The organism is Terriglobus sp. 2YAB30_2 (assembly GCF_052114765.1).
GTDB lineage: Bacteria > Acidobacteriota > Terriglobia > Terriglobales > Acidobacteriaceae > Terriglobus.
Map to the genome: position 1 here is coordinate 1 of NZ_JBFRFJ010000033.1, position 17,457 is coordinate 17,457.

12 protein-coding genes, 1 tRNA gene and 1 pseudogene are annotated in these 17,457 nt (G+C 55.2%); 9 read left to right on the plus strand and 5 right to left on the minus strand.

Annotated features, from left to right (window positions below; translation table 11 throughout):
* Positions 1–610 precede the first annotated feature (610 nt).
* The 6 genes and pseudogenes from AB4Y89_RS23855 to AB4Y89_RS23880 all read left to right on the plus strand — a co-directional run.
* Positions 611–6,091 (plus strand): RHS repeat domain-containing protein, encoded by a 5,481-nt coding sequence (locus AB4Y89_RS23855; protein ID WP_442303450.1) that lies wholly within the window; start codon positions 611–613, stop codon positions 6,089–6,091.
* Between the two features lie 17 nt (positions 6,092–6,108).
* Complete coding sequence (locus tag AB4Y89_RS23860; protein WP_442303451.1) at positions 6,109–7,062, plus strand: WG repeat-containing protein; 954 nt, start codon at positions 6,109–6,111, stop codon at positions 7,060–7,062.
* Positions 7,063–7,263: 201 nt separating this feature from the next.
* Positions 7,264–7,716, plus strand: a complete 453-nt coding sequence (locus AB4Y89_RS23865) for a transposase (protein WP_442303452.1) — start codon at positions 7,264–7,266, stop codon at positions 7,714–7,716.
* The gene (locus AB4Y89_RS23870) at positions 7,613–7,972 is read left to right on the plus strand and encodes a hypothetical protein (protein WP_442303461.1); all 360 of its coding nucleotides are present in this window, start codon (positions 7,613–7,615) and stop codon (positions 7,970–7,972) included. The genes AB4Y89_RS23865 and AB4Y89_RS23870 overlap by 104 nt, the downstream gene beginning before the upstream one ends.
* A 145-nt stretch (positions 7,973–8,117) precedes the next feature.
* Entirely contained in the window at positions 8,118–8,507 is a 390-nt protein-coding gene (locus AB4Y89_RS23875) for a hypothetical protein (protein WP_442303453.1), read from the plus strand.
* A 145-nt stretch (positions 8,508–8,652) separates the two neighbouring features.
* A pseudogene (locus AB4Y89_RS23880) lies at positions 8,653–8,910 on the plus strand (transposase); the annotation flags it as partial.
* Positions 8,911–9,460: 550 nt separating this feature from the next.
* On the opposite strand, the gene AB4Y89_RS23885 reads toward AB4Y89_RS23880, so the two are convergent.
* The gene (locus AB4Y89_RS23885) at positions 9,461–10,351 is read right to left on the minus strand and encodes a hypothetical protein (protein ID WP_442303454.1); all 891 of its coding nucleotides are present in this window, start codon (positions 10,349–10,351) and stop codon (positions 9,461–9,463) included.
* Positions 10,352–10,595: 244 nt separating this feature from the next.
* Between AB4Y89_RS23885 and AB4Y89_RS23890 the strand changes: the two genes are divergently transcribed.
* On the plus strand, positions 10,596–11,195 hold the full coding sequence (locus AB4Y89_RS23890; protein ID WP_442303455.1) for a hypothetical protein: 600 nt from the start codon (positions 10,596–10,598) through the stop codon (positions 11,193–11,195).
* Between the two features lie 202 nt (positions 11,196–11,397).
* Here the strand turns inward: AB4Y89_RS23890 and AB4Y89_RS23895 are convergent.
* Together AB4Y89_RS23895 and AB4Y89_RS23900 are read right to left on the minus strand one after the other, a co-directional pair.
* Positions 11,398–11,473 (minus strand) — tRNA-Ala (locus AB4Y89_RS23895).
* A gap of 129 nt (positions 11,474–11,602) precedes the next feature.
* Entirely contained in the window at positions 11,603–13,204 is a 1,602-nt protein-coding gene (locus tag AB4Y89_RS23900; RefSeq protein WP_442303456.1) for a S41 family peptidase, read from the minus strand.
* Positions 13,205–13,417: 213 nt separating this feature from the next.
* Between AB4Y89_RS23900 and AB4Y89_RS23905 the strand changes: the two genes are divergently transcribed.
* Positions 13,418–15,223, plus strand: coding sequence for a peptidylprolyl isomerase (locus tag AB4Y89_RS23905; protein WP_442303457.1), 1,806 nt, complete (start codon positions 13,418–13,420; stop codon positions 15,221–15,223).
* Between the two features lie 76 nt (positions 15,224–15,299).
* Here the strand turns inward: AB4Y89_RS23905 and AB4Y89_RS23910 are convergent, their stop codons facing one another.
* Both AB4Y89_RS23910 and AB4Y89_RS23915 read right to left on the minus strand, forming a co-directional pair.
* On the minus strand, positions 15,300–15,659 hold the full coding sequence (locus tag AB4Y89_RS23910; RefSeq protein WP_442303458.1) for a hypothetical protein: 360 nt from the start codon (positions 15,657–15,659) through the stop codon (positions 15,300–15,302).
* A 212-nt stretch (positions 15,660–15,871) separates the two neighbouring features.
* Complete coding sequence (locus tag AB4Y89_RS23915; RefSeq protein WP_442303459.1) at positions 15,872–16,213, minus strand: YXWGXW repeat-containing protein; 342 nt, start codon at positions 16,211–16,213, stop codon at positions 15,872–15,874.
* Positions 16,214–16,315: 102 nt separating this feature from the next.
* On the opposite strand from AB4Y89_RS23915, the gene AB4Y89_RS23920 reads away from it, so the two are divergent.
* Positions 16,316–17,305, plus strand: coding sequence for a 3'-5' exoribonuclease YhaM family protein (locus tag AB4Y89_RS23920; protein WP_442303460.1), 990 nt, complete (start codon positions 16,316–16,318; stop codon positions 17,303–17,305).
* The last annotated feature ends 152 nt before the right edge of the window (positions 17,306–17,457 follow it).

A 17,457-nucleotide genomic window follows, 5' to 3' on the forward strand; every position in this document is an offset into this window, starting at 1 on the left:
AACGAAAAAACACAGATGATCCGCGCTCAGAACTTCGTCCACGCGAGGCGGAACAAGATAACCCTGCTCTGGAGAATAGGGAAGATAACGTGACATACTCTCTTCTCGTATAAATAACTCCGAAAATCAAGTAGTACTCACACAGACTCGACAGAGCAGAGAGAGTTCGAGTACAAAACATCCCAATAAAAACGGGCTATTGCTGCACTGTCGCAAAACCGAACAGCACTAAAGAATTTGCGGACTTGACAATCCACAAGCCGAGACGAGAGTCTAGCTGCACAACACAAAAAACAGAACCAAGTTTTTTCTTTTTCCCAGGTCCTGCTCGTCTGGAGGACTGTTCTTGATCTGCCTACAATTCGTCTCGTCCTTGCTGCGCTCTTTTATCAGGAAGAGCTTTGGTGTCGTTCCTGCTCGCCCATCTGGCGCGTTCACAGGAACGAGCCTCATGCCGAGAGGTTCAGCTAGGATTACAAGACTTGCATTCTTGTCTTTTCTTCTTAGTCTTTCACCGTGGGCTGGCGCACAGGCACCTATTCCCCAAACGATTGGCCTTCCCCCCGATGGGACGCGAGTCACGCTCCCGCTAGGCGGGACGTCCGCTTCCATGATCGATCTCTCAATCGATGTCCTTAGTGGGAATCTGCATATCGAGATTCCGCTTTATACCTCGCCGCAAAGAGGGGGATTGTATCTCCGCTATAAGCTCATCTACGACAGTGCTACCTGGGACATGCGGGAGAACAATCAAGCCTTTAAGTTCTATGAGAGAGGTTATTCGGGCGGATCCGGAGGATGGAGGCTCATCACCGAAACCAATGGCGCTATAAGGACTTCGCCTTTCGGGTTTTACGATACTTCACAAGTCGCATGCCCACCCGATACTTACACTGATGGTCCAGACAAGTCAGCGGACGTCTATTACCCCTTTTATCTGCAAGACTGGAATGGAACAACTCGTACATTTCCCGTCGACCATCAGACCAAAAGAGATTGCAGGGTTGGCGACGGGACACCTATTGCGCAAGGATATTCGGACGACGGCGATGGATACTTTCTATCAGTCAAGAATTACAACGAGGTTGATCAGGTTTTTAATGCGTCTGGAGAAGCCCCCTCAAGAGACACCAATGGAAATTTCATCGGAACCACCGATTCCGTCGGGAGGAGCGTCCTCCAGACAAGCATTTCTGACGCAGGTCAGCACTCTTTAACGTTTCCTACCCAGGCCGGGAGTTCTAGCGTTGTAATTACAACATCTGCCGCACCAGCGGTGTGCACGAACTTTTACGGAGGAAATCCCCCTCCAAGTACGTCTGAGTTCTGTGACACAAGCTTAAGCCAGCGAATCACGGCCGTGCAAATTCTTACAGGGCAATCCTTTCATTTCGACTATGATTCGGGTGGCTCGCCTGGCCACTACGGCGGATTGAATTCTATACAACTCCCGACGGGGGAGTCCCTGACGTTTACATACTTGCCGGGCTATACAGATGCCCTGGACAGCGGAGTCCCGGTACTTCGCGTCACCCAGGCCACGGTAGGAACTGCAGTCTATGACATCGTCTATTCCGCGCTGCCGGGAGGTGGCCATTTTACGGTGTCCGGAAGTCGTCAAATATGTGGGGTTACGACTACCGAACATAGTTCCTGTGTTCGTGGTCCTTCGCGTTTTGACGTATCAGCAAACGCCTTTGTGCGGGACGAGACGATTTATTCAGCCCCAGTCGTCGGAACCCAATGGCCAAATCTGGCTACGATCGATGTTTATTCCGGCGCGGCGGCCGGTGGAAGTCTAATCAAGCGAACTACGTTCGGTGACTATGCTTTTCCCGGACGTCCTGGCTTTATAAAACAGACGCTCGACGACGGATCGAGCTCGATCGTGCGCTATATGTATGGCGCATCGGTCGGATCTACTCCACTTAACTTTGTCACAGCCAAGAAGGAATGGGACTTTGGTAAGGCGGAAACCAGTACGCCCGATCGCGAAACGGATGTTGAGTTCGACCACTCGAGTGACCTGGTTAATGCGCACATCTTGGATAGGGTAAAGAGCATTAAAAAGTATGATCAGGGAACCAAGATCAGCCAAGTTGATTATGGGTATGACGAATGGGATCTGAGTACGGTATCTGGCTATCAAAATAACTCGGTTGCCGGCATTGCGAGTCATGATGACACGAACTATTCATCAAACAGAAGAGTCGGAAGAGGGAACCTGACATCTGTCACGCAATACATCAATATGGTTCCCGGTGACACCATATCGAGTAGTTTCCATTACAACATTCTGGGTCAGCTTGTGTACCAAGTTGACGGTCGAGGAAACGAGACCGATTACGACTACACGGACTGCTTTGGCGCAGCAAATTCTACTTCTTGTACAAATTCAGGAACGTTCGCGTATCAGACGCGCATACGTAATGCGAAACAGCAAGAAACAAGTTTTCGCTATTCTGCAGATGATGGTGCCGTAGTCGCACACAAAGATGCAAACAGCGAGACAGTGGCTATAGCGAGAGATGCCGCGGGAAGGGTGACGGACACATGGAATCCTGACGGTGGACATATCTCAGTCGATTTTGGGGGAACGCAACATCCTGACTGGGTGACAACGACCGTAATTGCCACTCCGAACCCCTCGATTGAGACACGTGTTGTATTAGATAGCCAAGGCCGCAAAATTGATATACAGCGCCTTAACCAACCCTCATCATGTTCCGGGGGAACCATACATCAAAAGACGGCATACGATCTGGTTGGCAAGGTCGTCTCTGAAACAACTCCATACTGCGCAAGCTCGGATTCCTATACGACAGGTTATGACTATGATGCACTGGGTCGAATGATTCGGAAAACCAATCCCGATTCGAGTAAAGAGTCGAACGTATACTCAGGAAGCTCGGTCACATTTATCGACGAGTCTACTCGCAAAAGCAAGTTGGTCCGGAATGCATTTGGAGATATTACCGACGTCTACGAGGACCCTTCCGGGCTCAGTCTCCACACGAACTATATCTACGATGCGCTCGGCAACCTGAAAACGGTCACCCAATCAGGAGTTTCTGGCGAAGCCGCACGGACCCGCACCTTCAATTACGATTCGCTTTCCCGCCTCACGAAGTCCTGCAATCCAGAGTCTCTTTCTGTGGGCAATCTCTGCGACGGAAATCAAAGCTGGAGTTTCGTCTATAGCTACGATGCGAACGGAAATCTAACCTACCGAACGGACGCGCGCGGCATTATTACGCAATACACCTACGATGCCCTGAATCGGTTGACGGATCGGACTTACCCCAGTGGGGATTACACGAATACTCCATCAGCACACTACCGGTACGATGTCGCGCAGGACACTCACAACTCCAGCGCTCTCTTCGCTGCGAGCAACCCGATTGGCCGCTTGACGTATCAGTGGACCGGCGACGGCGGAACTCCGGAGACCTGGAACGGTTTTAGCTACGATGCAATGGGCAGGGTTACGACGGTTGGATCGTGCACGCCGAGAAGCTGCGGTCATCCTCGTTCTGATACGCAGTTCAGCTATGATCTTGCCGGCAATGAAATATCAAGGAGTTTCGGAGTCGATTGGTGGCACGGTAACTACTTCGAACCATTCCAGATGTCCTACGACAACGCGGGCCGGCTCTCCGACGTTCGCTCCGTGTGGAACGATGCCTATCACCCTGAGCATCTGTTGAGCAATATTGTCTACTCCCCTATGGGGATGACCTCGGCCAAGATCGGAAACGATCTGACAGGGCTGCTTGAGACACGCAGCTACGACACCAGAGGCCGCCTCACCGATGTCCTGCTTAGCCGCGACAACCGTGCCGCGACTTCGACCGATACTCCTCCTGTATGCGGCGGCCCATCGAGTTCGATGACACTTTCCCAGAACGGAATGCTGAACATCGATGGATGGCTGGTCGATCATGAGGACGGCGCACCCTCCGCGGGGGTAGAAGTGCTGATCGATGGCAACGTCATCGGGAGAGTCCGAACGGGTACGCATGACCGCCCTGACGTCGTCGCCGCCTTCAGTCAGCCCGGCAGCAGTATTTATGACTCAAACGCTTCTAATTTCCTTCATAGCGGATGGCTCTTCAGCGGCTCGATTGGGAGTTTATCGGTAGGGACACATACCCTGGCGACACGCGGTATGGATTTCGATGGGAATCAATCTACCTGCTGGAATCAGGCCACACTGACTGTGTCCTCTCATCAGCAGATCATGAGTTGGATCGACGGTTCGGGTACTAATCCGACGGTCAACCAGGGCGCAACGCTGACTGTCTCTGGATGGGCCGTCTCCCCTGACGGTTCGCCGCAGTCGCCTGTAAGCCAGGTGGAACTCTTCCTTGATGGCAAGTCGGTTGGTCTCGCGACCCTTGGCGATTCACGTCCTGATGTTGCCAGCGGCACTGGCATCCCGGGCGCGGCCCAGAGCGGTTGGCACGCCTCGATCCCGATTGGAAATATCGCGGTCGGAATACACCGCATCTCGGCAATTGCGACAGACTCCGCTCAGTCCACCAACACTGGCCCCATCTATACATTCCAGGTGGTTGGCAGCAATCCATCCTCCGCACCTACGATCACAGGGAACACCGTCTACAGCGAGTCTCTGTCGTACGAGCCGAATGGCAACGTACAGCAAATGATTGACTCCCTCGCTGGGACGTGGAGGTATTATTACGATGCGCTGAACCGCCTGACGAATGCCGGCGTCAGCCTGCAGCCGAGCTATCCGGTGGGGCAGTGGCTGCAGTACAGCTACGACTCGTTTGGCAACCGCTATCCAACGAACATGACAGCGTCCACCAACGCGTGGCAGTTCACGGCGCAAAACCAGATGCCCTCTGCAGCAGGTTTTGTGTATGACTCTGCCGGGAATATGTTGAGTACCAATGTACCGGCATCAATGGGTGGGCATACGTTCGGCTACGATGCCGAAAACCGCGTCCGGTGGGCCGATGCCGGAGCCGTGAGCTATGTGTATAACGCTAGCGGTCAACGCGTCGGCAAATACGCCAACGGGAATGTGATCGAAGAGTACCTGTACGACCCACAGGGGCGCCGCATCACGACCGTCGGCCCTGACTTCAATATGACTCGCGGAGAATTGTTCGCAGGCGGTCGTCAGGTGGCCACCTACATCACTGCCAATGGGAGTGACAGCTATCCTCGGTTCCCGATTACGGACCACTTGGGAACAACCCGTCTGGTGGCCAGTTCAACAGGGGCTGTGCTGGAGACTTGCTCCAGCCAGCCCTTCGGAGATGGCCAGACTTGCAGCGGGGAAGAATCGTCGGATCGCCATTTCACCGGCAAAGAACGAGACGTAGAATCTGGGCTTGATTACTTCGGGGCCAGGTACTATAACTCGACGACGGGGCGCTTCATGAGCCCCGATCCGTATAATGCCAACCTCATCAAGCAGAATATGGTGGCTGGTGGATTGCCTGATGAGGCAGCGCAAAGCTTATTCGATGGGTTTATCGGGAATCCACAGAGATGGAACGGGTACTCATACGCGCTAAACAATCCTCTGAGGTTTATTGATCGTACAGGTGCAGCCCCCGCTGAGGGGCATCATCTAATCCCCGAGCGAGATTACATCCATAGTCTGCTTGGTAAAAACTTCGCAGATTACGTTAAGACCGGTCCACTTAGCGGAAACGGAGCTCCAAATCAGCCGGGTCGCAATGTGCCGCACGTTGATTACAATGATGCTGTTGGCGATATGCTTGATGAGGCGGAAACAAAACTAGGAAGCTCTAATAATTGGAGCCTTAGTCAATGGAAGGACTTCGCGACCAAAGTACTCAAGTCGGATGAGCCTGCAATTAAGGATTTTCTCGACGAGCTGGATCATAACAATCCTGGCGCGAAGGCCGCTTTGGCGAGAGCTATAGCTAGCTACCAAATATCGAGATCGCTTGCGATTAGGATGGCAGCAGCTTCCGCGTCGGCGACAGCCGCCGCCGCTGCCGGAAGGATAATGAGTGAATTTTTAGTCTGTTTTACATGCAACCTAACCCACTACAAAGTCACGTCAAGGATCATCCCGCCGATTGATTAGCGAATTGAGGATTTTGCATGCTCTACCCGATTTCAGAGCCGATGCCCGGACGCAATGAAAGCTCCTTCGGGTACATCGACAAAAACGGAAAAACTATTGTGCCTTGCGTCTACCGATTATGTGGCCCCTTTTTCGAAGGTAAGGCGGCAGTTCTAGATGCAGCTAACCGGAGCGGTTTCATAAACACTCATGGCGAGGTCGTGATTGCTTTTGAGTTCAATGGGTTAGGTAGATTTCAAGAGGGTCTTTGTTCTACTGGTGGGGGCTATATCGATCATTCAGGGAAATGGGTAATCGACCCTCGTTTTCTAGTGGCCAGTGAATTTTCAGAGGGAGTGGCTTTTGTTTCAAGTGATGGCGCTAACTTCGGCTACATCGATCCAAATGGTCGCTCTGTGACTCCGCAGAAGTTCAGTTTGTGCAAGAACTTTAGTGAGGGCTTGGCGGCCGTGTGCGTCGATGGTCTTTGGGGATACGTTGACCGCAATGGAAAACCAATTATCGCGCCATCGTTCGGGGGAGCATATGCGACAGCTTTTCGTAGCGGATTGGCAGGGGTCAAGATCGACGAATTTTGGGGGTTTATTGACCGTAGCGGCAACTGTGTTATAGCGCCAGCATATGAAGAGGTCACAATGTTCTCTGAAGGAAACGCGTGTGTAAAGAAGTCTGGCAAGTGGGGCTTAATCGATGAGGAGGGCGGCAATGTGGTCAATTGGCAGTTTGATGATTTGCGGTCTTTACAAAGGGGGATCGCGCCCGCTCGTCTGGCCGGTAGAGCGGGGTTCATATCTGCTAAAGGAAACTGGGTAGTCGAACCGGTCTTTGATCGAACGTATGCTTATTTCGGAGACCTCGCAATAGTCAGATCGGGACCCACCTACAGCTATGTTGATCGAAGCGGAAGGACAGTATGGACCTCTTCCCCGAATGCCCGCGTACCCCGTCCACCTTCTCCTAGCGTAGTGTGAGCGGCAGCGAAAAAACGCTGCTTTTGGTAGCGAGGAAACGTGGGGACATCCATGATAGGTAGGAAACCCATGATAGGTAGGAAACCTGGGGAAACCTGGGAAACCTGGGGACGAAACCTGGGGACAGAAACCGGGGACAGAAACCTGGGGACAGACGAGAAACCTGGGGACAGACGGGACGTAACCAGATAATTTGTAGCGATGGGGCGATTTGCACGAGTAGTTGCTGTAGGAGAGCCGCATCACGTAACGCAGCGTGGCAATGCAAGACGGTACATTTTGGAGCACGATGCAGATCGGGCTATGTACCTGAGGTTGTTGCGGGAAAACATGCAGCAATACAAGGTGTCCCTCCTTGGATATTGTCTGATGTCCAATCATGTCCATCTTGTGATGGTTCCATACGAGGCGGATAGCCTGGCGTTGACGTTGAAGCACACGCACGGCCGGTATGCTGGCTACTGGAATGCTAAACACGGATCGAGCGGACATGTATGGCAGGGGGAGGTATTACTCCTGTTCTTTGGATCGGCCGCATCTGTGGAAGGCATTGCGCTATACAGAGCTGAACCCACTGCGGGCGGGTTTGATTTCAGCAGCAGAGGACTGGCCCTGGTCCAGTGCCGGCGCGCATTGTGGGATGGCAGCGGGTGATGTATCGCTGTCCATGGAACTCTGGGCCGCAAACTGGAAGAGATCGAGTTGGAAAGAGTATCTCGCAGAGAAAGAAACAGAAGAAGAGCTCCAGGCCATTCGGCAGTCGACTCATACCGGGAGGCCTCTGGGCGACGAGAGCTTCGTTCGTGATCTGGAGGGAGCAACCGAACGACCGTTATCTCCACAAAAAGGAGGTCGTCCGGCAAAAGCAACCGGAAATTCCGTGCAGGCTCAATTAACTTTCGAAATCTAACTTGAGGCACTATTTGCTTGGGAACGTCCCGTCTGTCCCCAGGTTTCGTCCCCAGGTTTCCCCAGGTTTCCGTCCCCAGGTTTCCCGGAAAATCTTGAGGGTGCGATAAATTCGTCCAACGGCTCACGCTGAAGAAAATAGTTAAATGATGGAGGACAAGATAAAGATGGAAAGGATGAGTTTATACCTCGCCGCTTGCCTAATCGCGGTTCTTCTTGGAGGCGCTGCATTTATGTGGGGATATGGAACTGTCGTTCCGTTAAAGGGCATCGGGGATCTGAAAGTTGTACCAACAAACATACACGGTCGGGATTTAACCATAAGCGTTAGCGGAATAATCATTGACAGTAGCCCCGGAGCCGCGATAACGGGGGTTAGTCAACAGAGAAAGGGCAATCTGATCATAATCGTTGTTAGAAAAGGGTTTCGCCTGGGCAAATCAGCGACGGGAAGGTTTTCTATAAACGTCCCAGTGCCAGATGACGTCGATGCTGTTGCTTATAAAACGCCAACAGACGTACTTTGGCATCGATAGTTCGGTGTCTCCGCCAAGACTTGTAACGGACGAGAACCTGGGAAAAGACGGGACGTAAATCGATAAGTTGATGTATGGGACGATTTGCGCGAATGGTGGCAGTTGAGAGCCGCATCACGTGACGTAGCGTAGCAATGCAAGACGGTACATCCTGGAGCACGATGAAGATCGGGCTGTGTACCTGAGGTTGTTGCAGGAAAACATGCAGCAATACAAGGTGTCCCTCGTTGGATATTGTCTGATGTCCGATCATGTTCATCTTGTGATGGTTCCAGACGAGGCGGATAGCCTGGCGTTGACGTTGAAGCACACGCACGGCCGGTATGCCGGATACTGGAATGCTAAGAGCATTTTTCCTGTAGGTGTAGTGCAGGGCTTGTGCATCTATGGGCGTTTTCCGTAATGAAAACGCCGCTGCGCGTTCCTCCCGGGATACCCAGCAACAGGAAAAATGCTCTAAACACGGATCGAGCGGACATGTAAGGCAGGGAAGGTACTACTCCTGTCGGTTGGATCGGCCACATCTATGGAAGGCATTGCGCTATACAGAGTTGAACCCACTGCGGACGGGTTTGATTTCAGCCGCAGAGGACTGGCCTGGTCCAGTGCCGGCGCGCATTGTGGGATGGCAGCGGGTGATGTATCGCTGTCCATGGAACTCTGGGCCGCAAACTGGAAGAGATCGAGTTGGAAAGAGTATCTCGCAGAGAAAGAAACAGAAGAAGAGCTTCAGGCCATTCGGCAGTCGACTCATACCGGGAGGCCTTTGGCGACGAGAGCTTCGTTCGTGATCTGGAGGCAGCAACCGAGCGACCGTTATCTCCGCAAAGAGGAGGCCGTCCGGCAAAAGCAACCAGTAAATTCCGCGCAGGCTCAATTAACTTTCGAAATCTAACTTGAAGCGCTATCTGCTTGAGAACGCGTCTCCAGGTTTCTCGCCGCCTCACTGTAGCTCAGACAGGTAACTGGACCTTCTCCAACGTGTCAGGATTCTGTAGGGCGGCGAGAAGAAGCCTCTGTGCTCTCGTTTTCGGAGTTTTAGATAGGGAAAACTCAAAGCGGCAGTTTAGCGCTACTAAGTTGACGATATCTGTCTCGCTTATACCRCTGTCATCGAGGACGATGGTCACATTGACGGCGTATGCCATGCGGCCAAGCGAGTAATTTCCCCCACGTATTACATTCCCTGGAGGCAGCGAACTCAAACGAAGTCTGCAGTTGCGGAAGAGGTAAGCCAAAAATGGCACCTTGCCAATTTCGGGTAGCGGGGGAATGTATCCGGCCTCCACGTTGGTGTCGCATAGAGGCAGTTCGGGTGATACAGACGTCGAACTTGTGCTGTAGCTCACGAGTTCGGCAGCCGCGGACCAAGATTCATCCACATCTGGAAACCGTGCGAGAGTCTTTTCAACTTCCGCCGAGATTGCTCGGATCTTCTGTCGGTTTGGCTTTTTGTTGCTAACAACTTCAACTTGAACTTCGCTCTTGAGGAGGTTCATATTCGCGGCTACCGCTTTTGGCGAATCTGCCTTCTGCAGTTGCGTAACAAGTTGATGTGCGCCACCATCGGCGAGATTTTGCTTCATCGCGATGACATTCGTAGTGATAAAGGCACCCCAAGTAAGAACTGCAATAGTGCCGATTGACGCGACCCATTTGGCACCGCCAAGCATCGTTTCTATTTTGGTGACGCGCATTTCGAGCGTGGAAGCTTGATCGGCGATTTTAGTCGCACGCTCATTTAGATTCTTGATATCACCCTGTGATGCCGCCATCGATACATCCTCAAAAAGCGTTTTATTGGCAGAAACATAATTCTCTTCGAAATCTACCGTGGTGTCCACCGGGAACGGATGCTTTGTTGTTAGATGATTTGGGAGACTGTCCTGCGCCTTAGAGTGTCAGCATCGGCGCGTTTGGAACGGATGGAGGGAAACTTGGGGACGGGAAACCTGGGAACAGATGGGACGTAACGAGGTCCCTGTGTTGCTGTCCATTGGAAGCGAGCACAGATGATGACGTCAGCTGATCGAGGATGTTGCGGCATAGTTGATCTGATCTTCAAGAGGTCGCAGATTGGGAGAAACTGTGGGAGAGATTGAAGGATTCTGGAAGTGGTTTCTTGCCAATCGGGAGCGACTGCATAGCAGCGCATACAACGATGAGGCATTGCTTGACGAGGTAGGAGAGGCGCTGTATCTCGTTGACGCCCGGCTTGCGTTTGAGATTGGGCCACCTGAGGCGATTAGAGAATTTGTGATCAGCGCCGATGGTTTGAAAGATGTCTTTCCTTCGGTTGTCTCGCTTGTGAGTGCTGCGCCGAATATTCCTCAGTGGAAGATCACTGCTTTCAGGCCCCGTCGTGTACTGCTGCCGGCCGTCGAACTCAATGGGTGCAGTGTGGACCCGGAGGATGTTTCGTTCTCGCTGTTGGATAACGGTAAGATTGCCGGCATTCATCTCTTCTTGCCTAACTTCCATGCGGAGAATGTCAGTCTGCAGCAGATTGGATATCTGCTGTTGGACAGTGCGCTTGGGGAGTTTGATGTGGAGATGAATCTGGGGCCGATCAAGATGATCGATGTTTCAAGCCCGGAGGAGTTCAAGCGATATCCATTCTCTGAGCTTCCGGAGATGTTCGATCGCTTGAATCAGAGGCTTGGCAGGCAGTCGGTAACTACGCATTGATTCGGGGGCCGTCTGCTGAGAAGCAGATCCCTACGGGATGACAAACAAAATGCGGCCGGGTGACTTTTACCGCATGACCGAAGTTGTCGTGGCCGCCTCACCCACATCTGGCGATAATGCTGCCAGATATGGGGCACCCGGCACTCGTCAGAGAAGCAGATCTCTGCGGGATGACAAAAAGGAAATTTGAGAAGGGGATTTTTGGTGGAGCTGAGCGGGATCGAACCGCTGACCTCCTCGTTGCGAACGAGGCGCTCTCCCAGCTGAGCTACAGCCCCACAACAGAAGTCCGCGCATCTGGTGGGCGCGGACGGTGGCACAACCAACGAGGGTTAGTTTAGCAGACGAAGGGCGCGTCTCTCAACGCGCCCTTCGGTGTTTCTGTGATTCTGTGTTGCTACCCAGACTTACCGCAGCGCGGCCTGTTTCTGCGCGTTAGCGGCCTTGTCGGCCAGGGCCTGTGCCTGTGGTAGGAAGCCGACGGCCTTCTGGATCATTGGATCCCAGTCGGCGCGGACGTGCAGACCTTCCGTCTGTCCGAACTGCGAGGTGAAGAGCTCGGCCTTGATGTTGGCCTTGATCCAGTCCTTCACCGCATCGAAGTCAGCATCGGAGTAGGCAATGTTCTGCGTCGATGGAGCAGACTTCAGGAAGCTCTTGAAGTCGGTGATCACTGCATCGTCCACCGTGAACTCCTTGGTGACCGGATGCGTCGCCAGGTAGTGCTTGGAGTAGTTGAAGAAGGCATAGCCGATCAGCAACTGATCCTGCAGGTGCGTGGACTTCGGCGTCTCGACCTTTTCGTCCGGAGTGATGCCGCCGCCGCCGTAGACGGTGCGTCCGCTGTCGGTGAGTTTCACCTCGCGGTTGGCGTTGTCCTTAGGCGTGTCGCGTACGTAGTAGTAGTCGTAGAGCGAGACGTTGTCGTAATTACGCTGAATCAGGCGGCCGCTCGGCGTGTAGTAGTGATATGTGGTCAGCGCCAGGCCGGTGTTCTCGCTCAGCGTGCTAACGGTCTGCACCAGGCCCTTGCCGAAGGTGGTCTCACCCACAATCAGAGCGCGATCGTGATCCTGCAGCGCGCCGGAAACGATCTCCGCAGCCGATGCCGTGTTGCGGTTCACCAGCACGACGATGGGATACGACTTACCCTGTTCGCCGCGGGTGGCGCGGTAGACCTCATCCGGGAAGGCGCGTCCCTTCTGGCTGACGACAATTTGTCCCTTCTGCAGGAACTTGTCGCTCATGGCCACAGCTTCCTTCAGCAGGCCGCCGGGGTTGCCGCGCAGGTCGATGACCAGGCCGTCAACCTTGCCGAACTTCTCCAAAGCATCGGCGACCTCGTGGCTGGTGGTCTCCATAAAACTGGAGACGTGGATGTAGCCAACGCCCGGCTTGATCTGGAAAGCCAGGTCAACGGAGTAGCGGGGAATCTCGTCCCGGACCAGGTCGAAGGTCAGGGGCTTTTCAGAGCCTTCGCGGGCCATTACTACAGCAACGTGAGTGCCGCGGGCGCCCTTCAGCAGGCTGGCCACTGCGGCCGAGTCCATGCCTTCGGTCGACTTGCCATCAACGGTGACGATTACATCGCCTGGGCGAATGCCGGCCTTATATGCGGGCGTGCCTTCGAAGGGAGCGACGACAACAATCTTGTTGCCCTGGGGCTGGATCTGCATGCCCACACCGTAGTACTTGCCGTGCTGATCTTCGCGCATCTGCGCGTAGGCCTTCGGGTCATAGAAGTTCGAGTGTGGGTCGAGCGTGTGCAGCATGCCCGGGATCGCGCCGTCGTAGATGGCCTTGTCGATGCGCTCGCCGGTCATGGGGTCGGCGTAGTTCTGCTCGACCACGGCGTAGGCGCTGGTGAAGCTTTTAAGGCTGTCGCGAACTTTGTTTTCGTCAGTGGCCTGTTGCGCTCCGACTCTCTGGTTCACGAAGGAACCGGCAAGGGCGCAGCTGGCTAGGAAAACGGTTGCAGAGAAGGCGGCACGGCGGGTGCGAAGAGCCATTGTGGAAGGTACCTCTTTATGCAGGTAGGGAAACAGCTTGAACGCGGGCTGCTCTATCTCCCGCGTATGACGGAGTATAGCACTGGAAGGTGAGCCGAACCGAGGCCCAAAATCGCCTCGCGGGGCGTAGAATAGGCGAGTCGATACCCGATTTGGCACCTTCGCGTCGAATCTGATATGGCAGTTCAACCGGCAGGGATTCTGTTTCGATTTATGACCATTCGTCCATCCATCCTGACAGGCAGCGCCAGCCTGCTTCTGGCTGTTTCCGCGTTCGCCCAGCAGCAGCAGCAGAAGCCCAGCGCTCCGCGCTATGTAAGCCCCATTGCCCAGAAGCAGCCGGTGAATTCGCCCACGCCCAAGGCCATTACGCCCGACGCCGAGGTGGTGGAGGATATGGTCGTCCGCGTGAATGACCAGATCATCTCCCGCTCAGACTATGAGCGCGCCCAGCAGCAGCTCGAGGGCGAGATCACCCAGAACCGGCTGCCACCAGAAGATGCCGACAAGCGCCGCAAGGACCTGCTGCGCGACCTGATCGACCAGCAACTGTTGATTTCCAAGGGCAAAGAGCTCGGCGTCAATGCCGATGCCGAGGTTGTCCGCCGCCTGGACGAGATCCGCAAACAGAACCACTTTGACTCGATGGAGGCCCTGGAAAAGGCGGCTCGCGATCAGGGTGTCAGCTTTGAGGACTTCAAGGCCTCGATTCGCAACAACATCATTACCGGCGAAGTAGTGCGCAACGAGGTTGGCCGTAAGTTGCAGATGACGCACGCCGACGAGCTGCGCTACTACAACGCCCACAAGAACGAGTTCAGCCAGCCGGAACAGATCCACCTCGCCGAGATTCTGATTCCCACCCCGGCCACCCCGACCGATGCCGATGTCGCCGCTGCCCAGAAGAAGGCCGACGATGTGGCCGCGCAACTGGCCGGTGGAGCGAAGTTCGAGGACCTGGCCAAGACTGTCTCCGGCGGACCGACAGCGTCACAGGGCGGCGACCTGGGTATGTTCAAGCGCGGCGCTCTGGCGCAAGTGCTTGAAGACAAGACCTTTCCCCTGAAGGCTGGCGAAAATACCGCTCCCATCCGGACTCGTCAGGGCTTCGTGATCCTGAAGGTGACGGAGCACATCGCGGCCGGCGTTGCTCCTCTGGAGCAGATCGAGCCCCAGGTGCAGGAGGCGATGTACTCCGAGCAGATGAATCCGGCGTTGCGTGCCTACCTGACCAGGCTGCGTGAGGATGCCTACATCGATCTGCGGCCGGGCTATACGGATTCCGGCTCTTCGGGCCGCCAGACCTCGTTTGTCTTTACGGCCTATACGCCGCCTGCTCCGAAGAAGAAGGCGAACAAGTCCCGCTTCGATACGGCGAAGACCGGCCGTCTGGCCCAGGCTCCGAAGGACGGCGCCCAGCTTGCCAGCCTGCCGTTGGACAAGAACGGCAAGCCGAAGAAGATCAAGCGCGAGAAGGTACGTTACGGTCAGGCTCCGCGTACGGCGTTGCCTGCGGCTCCTGAGGACCAGGTGGCCAACACCGCGCCGCAGCAGGAAGCTGCTCCCGGCACCGCGATCGCGCCGGTAGACAGCAATCCGCTGTCACAGGCGAATGCCGATGCTGCCGCAGCAGCGGCTGCCGCCAATGTCGATCCGCTGGCGCCGAAGGCTGCGGTGGCCGATCACAAGTCACGCTACTCCGCCAAGCAGAAGGAGTTTGAGCAGGCGAAGGTTGACCGCAAGATTGCCTTTTCCCGTGAGAAGGCCGCTGCCATGCCGGATGCTCCTCACGAGGAAGAGGTGCAGAGCCGCAAGGTGCAGTCTTCTGCTCTCGGTCTGAATGGTGACAACGCCAAGAAGAAGAAGGTAAAGCGCAAGAAGGGCGAGGAGAAGAAGCGCATCCAGCAGACCGTCCAGGCTCCCTCGGAGACGCAGAAGGAAGTCAACAGCCAGCGCAACGACGACGGTACGTATAAGAATCCGGTACCGGCGGGAACTGGTGATACCACCAATAAGTAAAAGTGAAGAGCGGATCCTTCACTTGCGTTCATAGAGAAAAGGCCCCGGAGACGGGGCCTTTCTGCCGTTTGAATCTTTAGTCATCGTGGTGGTGCCTGCCGCCGTGGTGGTGGTCGTCTTCGTCCTGGTCCCCGTGGTCCCAATGACCCTTGCGGAGCCGCCAACCTCCTCGGTCGTGATCGTAGTGCGGATGGACGTAGTACGCCCTGGCGTAGGGACGGCGTTCCCAGCGGCCGGGGGTCCATACGTAGCGATCTCTCGCGACATTCCAGTAGCCGTCGATCCACAGAAACTCAGGACCCGGGATGGGTGGGGGTACCTCATAACGTAGCGGGGGCGGCGGAGCTCCGATAGTGACGCCGATACTGACCTGGGCATTGCATGAAGCCGCCAGTGATCCGGCAAAGACGGCTGCTGCCAATAATTTTGCTTTCATTCAATCTCCGTTGTTTTGGTACCGCTTCGCTGTGAGATGCGCGATAGGAGAGTGTTGTTGTGCTGATGGCACAGGTGGAGCGGTTCTTGAGCAAGGAAGCGGAAAGGCCCCGCTGGCCAGGGACCCCGGAGCAAGACAATTCGCGCGGTGCGCGAATACCCATGTCCCTTTGGGGACATGGAGCACCCGGTGTGGTGGCTCTTTAGGCATCCTTAGTGGCGGTGCCAGTCGTGGTGGTCGCCGTGGTCTTCACGGTCCCAGTGGCCTTCGTGGAGGCGCCAGCCTTCGGGATAGTGATCATAGTGCGGATGGGTGTAATACGCTCCGGCGTAGGGGCGGCGCTCCCAGTGGCCGGGAACCCATACGTAGCGGCGGCCGGAGACACTCCAGTAGCCGTCAACCCATAGATAGTCAGGACCTGGCGTGGGCGGGGCAACCTCATAACGCAGCGGGGGTGGGGGTGTTCCGATAGTGACGCCAATGCCGACCTGTGCATTGCCGGGAGCTGCCAGTGCTCCGGCGAAGACAACTGCTGCCAACCATTTTGTTTTCATTGCGATCTCCGTTTTGGATACAGCTTTGCTTTAAGATGCGCGAGATGTCAGATGGTGTTGCGCTAAGGGCACAATTGACGGGTATTCTTGAGTTTCAAGGATATGAAGTCTTTCTTTATCGCAGACGCCTCGCAGTACGAGAACGAGGTCATTACCAGCTACTTTGTGTTGGGCTCCATCTCGGCGCGCGAGAAAAAGTCGGGTAGCGGACAGTACCTGGCGCTCACGCTGGTGGACAAGACCGGCACCATGGACGCACGCATGTGGGACGAGTTCGAGGACGCGCTGCGTACCTGCGAACCCGGCTGCTACGTGAAGGTGCAGGGACAGATCTCGAAGTACAACGGCCGCTTCCAGATCACGCTGCAAAAGCTCCGCCTGGCGGCCGAGAGCGAGGTCGACCCGGCAGACTTTCTGGCGCACACGCAGTACGACATCGGAGAGATGTGGCAGGAGCTGCGCTCGACCGTCGATGCCTTCAGCAACATACATCTGCAGCGGCTGGTGAATGCGTTCCTCGATGATCCGGTCATTGGGCCGGCGTTTATGAGCGCTCCCGCGGCGAAGGTGCTGCACCATGCCTGGATCGGCGGTCTGCTGGAGCATGTCGTCTTCCTGCTGCGCATGTGCAAGCGGGTAGCTCCGCAGTATCCCGAGGTGGATCCGGATCTGCTGTGCACGGCGGCTATTCTGCATGACGTTGGTAAGACCCGCGAGCTGGAGTGGAAATCGAGCTTTGCCTACTCAGCCGAGGGACAGCTTATCGGGCATATCTCCATTGCAATGGGGATGCTGCGCGACAAGCTCGCACTGATCTCGCAGGTGGAGCCGTTTCCGGAGAGGCTGCGCATCCTGGTGGAGCACCTCATCCTGTCGCACCACGGATCGCTGGAGTTCGGCTCGCCCAAGCTGCCGATGTTTGCGGAGGCGCTGGTCTTCCACGCGATCGACGATCTCGAAGCGAAGATGCAGAACCTGCGGACGCAGCTCGCGAACCATGTTGCCGGTGGAAATCAGCCGGGGTCGGTGACCGACTGGATCAGGAGCATGGACCGGCAGTTGGTGGATTCGAAGGAATACCTGAAGGGCTAGTTGCTAGTTGCTGGTTCCTGGTTGCTAGGGCGTATCGACATATTCACTTCCGCTGCGGGAGAGTTTTTGTTGCAGTTTTTGCATGGGAGTATTGCGCTACGAGCTGACCGATGCTCAGTGGAATCGGATAGAAGGGTTGTTGCCAGGCCGAG

Coding starts and splice junctions, on each gene's coding strand:
- AB4Y89_RS23875 (WP_442303453.1), top strand. CDS start 8,118: ATGATGGAGGACAAGATAAAGATGGAAAGGATGAGTTTATACCTCGCC.
- AB4Y89_RS23860 (WP_442303451.1), top strand. CDS start 6,109: ATGCTCTACCCGATTTCAGAGCCGATGCCCGGACGCAATGAAAGCTCC.
- AB4Y89_RS23920 (WP_442303460.1), top strand. CDS start 16,316: ATGAAGTCTTTCTTTATCGCAGACGCCTCGCAGTACGAGAACGAGGTC.
- AB4Y89_RS23905 (WP_442303457.1), top strand. CDS start 13,418: ATGACCATTCGTCCATCCATCCTGACAGGCAGCGCCAGCCTGCTTCTG.
- AB4Y89_RS23915 (WP_442303459.1), bottom strand. CDS start 16,213: ATGAAAACAAAATGGTTGGCAGCAGTTGTCTTCGCCGGAGCACTGGCA.
- AB4Y89_RS23855 (WP_442303450.1), top strand. CDS start 611: ATGATCGATCTCTCAATCGATGTCCTTAGTGGGAATCTGCATATCGAG.
- AB4Y89_RS23900 (WP_442303456.1), bottom strand. CDS start 13,204: ATGGCTCTTCGCACCCGCCGTGCCGCCTTCTCTGCAACCGTTTTCCTA.
- AB4Y89_RS23865 (WP_442303452.1), top strand. CDS start 7,264: ATGGGGCGATTTGCACGAGTAGTTGCTGTAGGAGAGCCGCATCACGTA.
- AB4Y89_RS23910 (WP_442303458.1), bottom strand. CDS start 15,659: ATGAAAGCAAAATTATTGGCAGCAGCCGTCTTTGCCGGATCACTGGCG.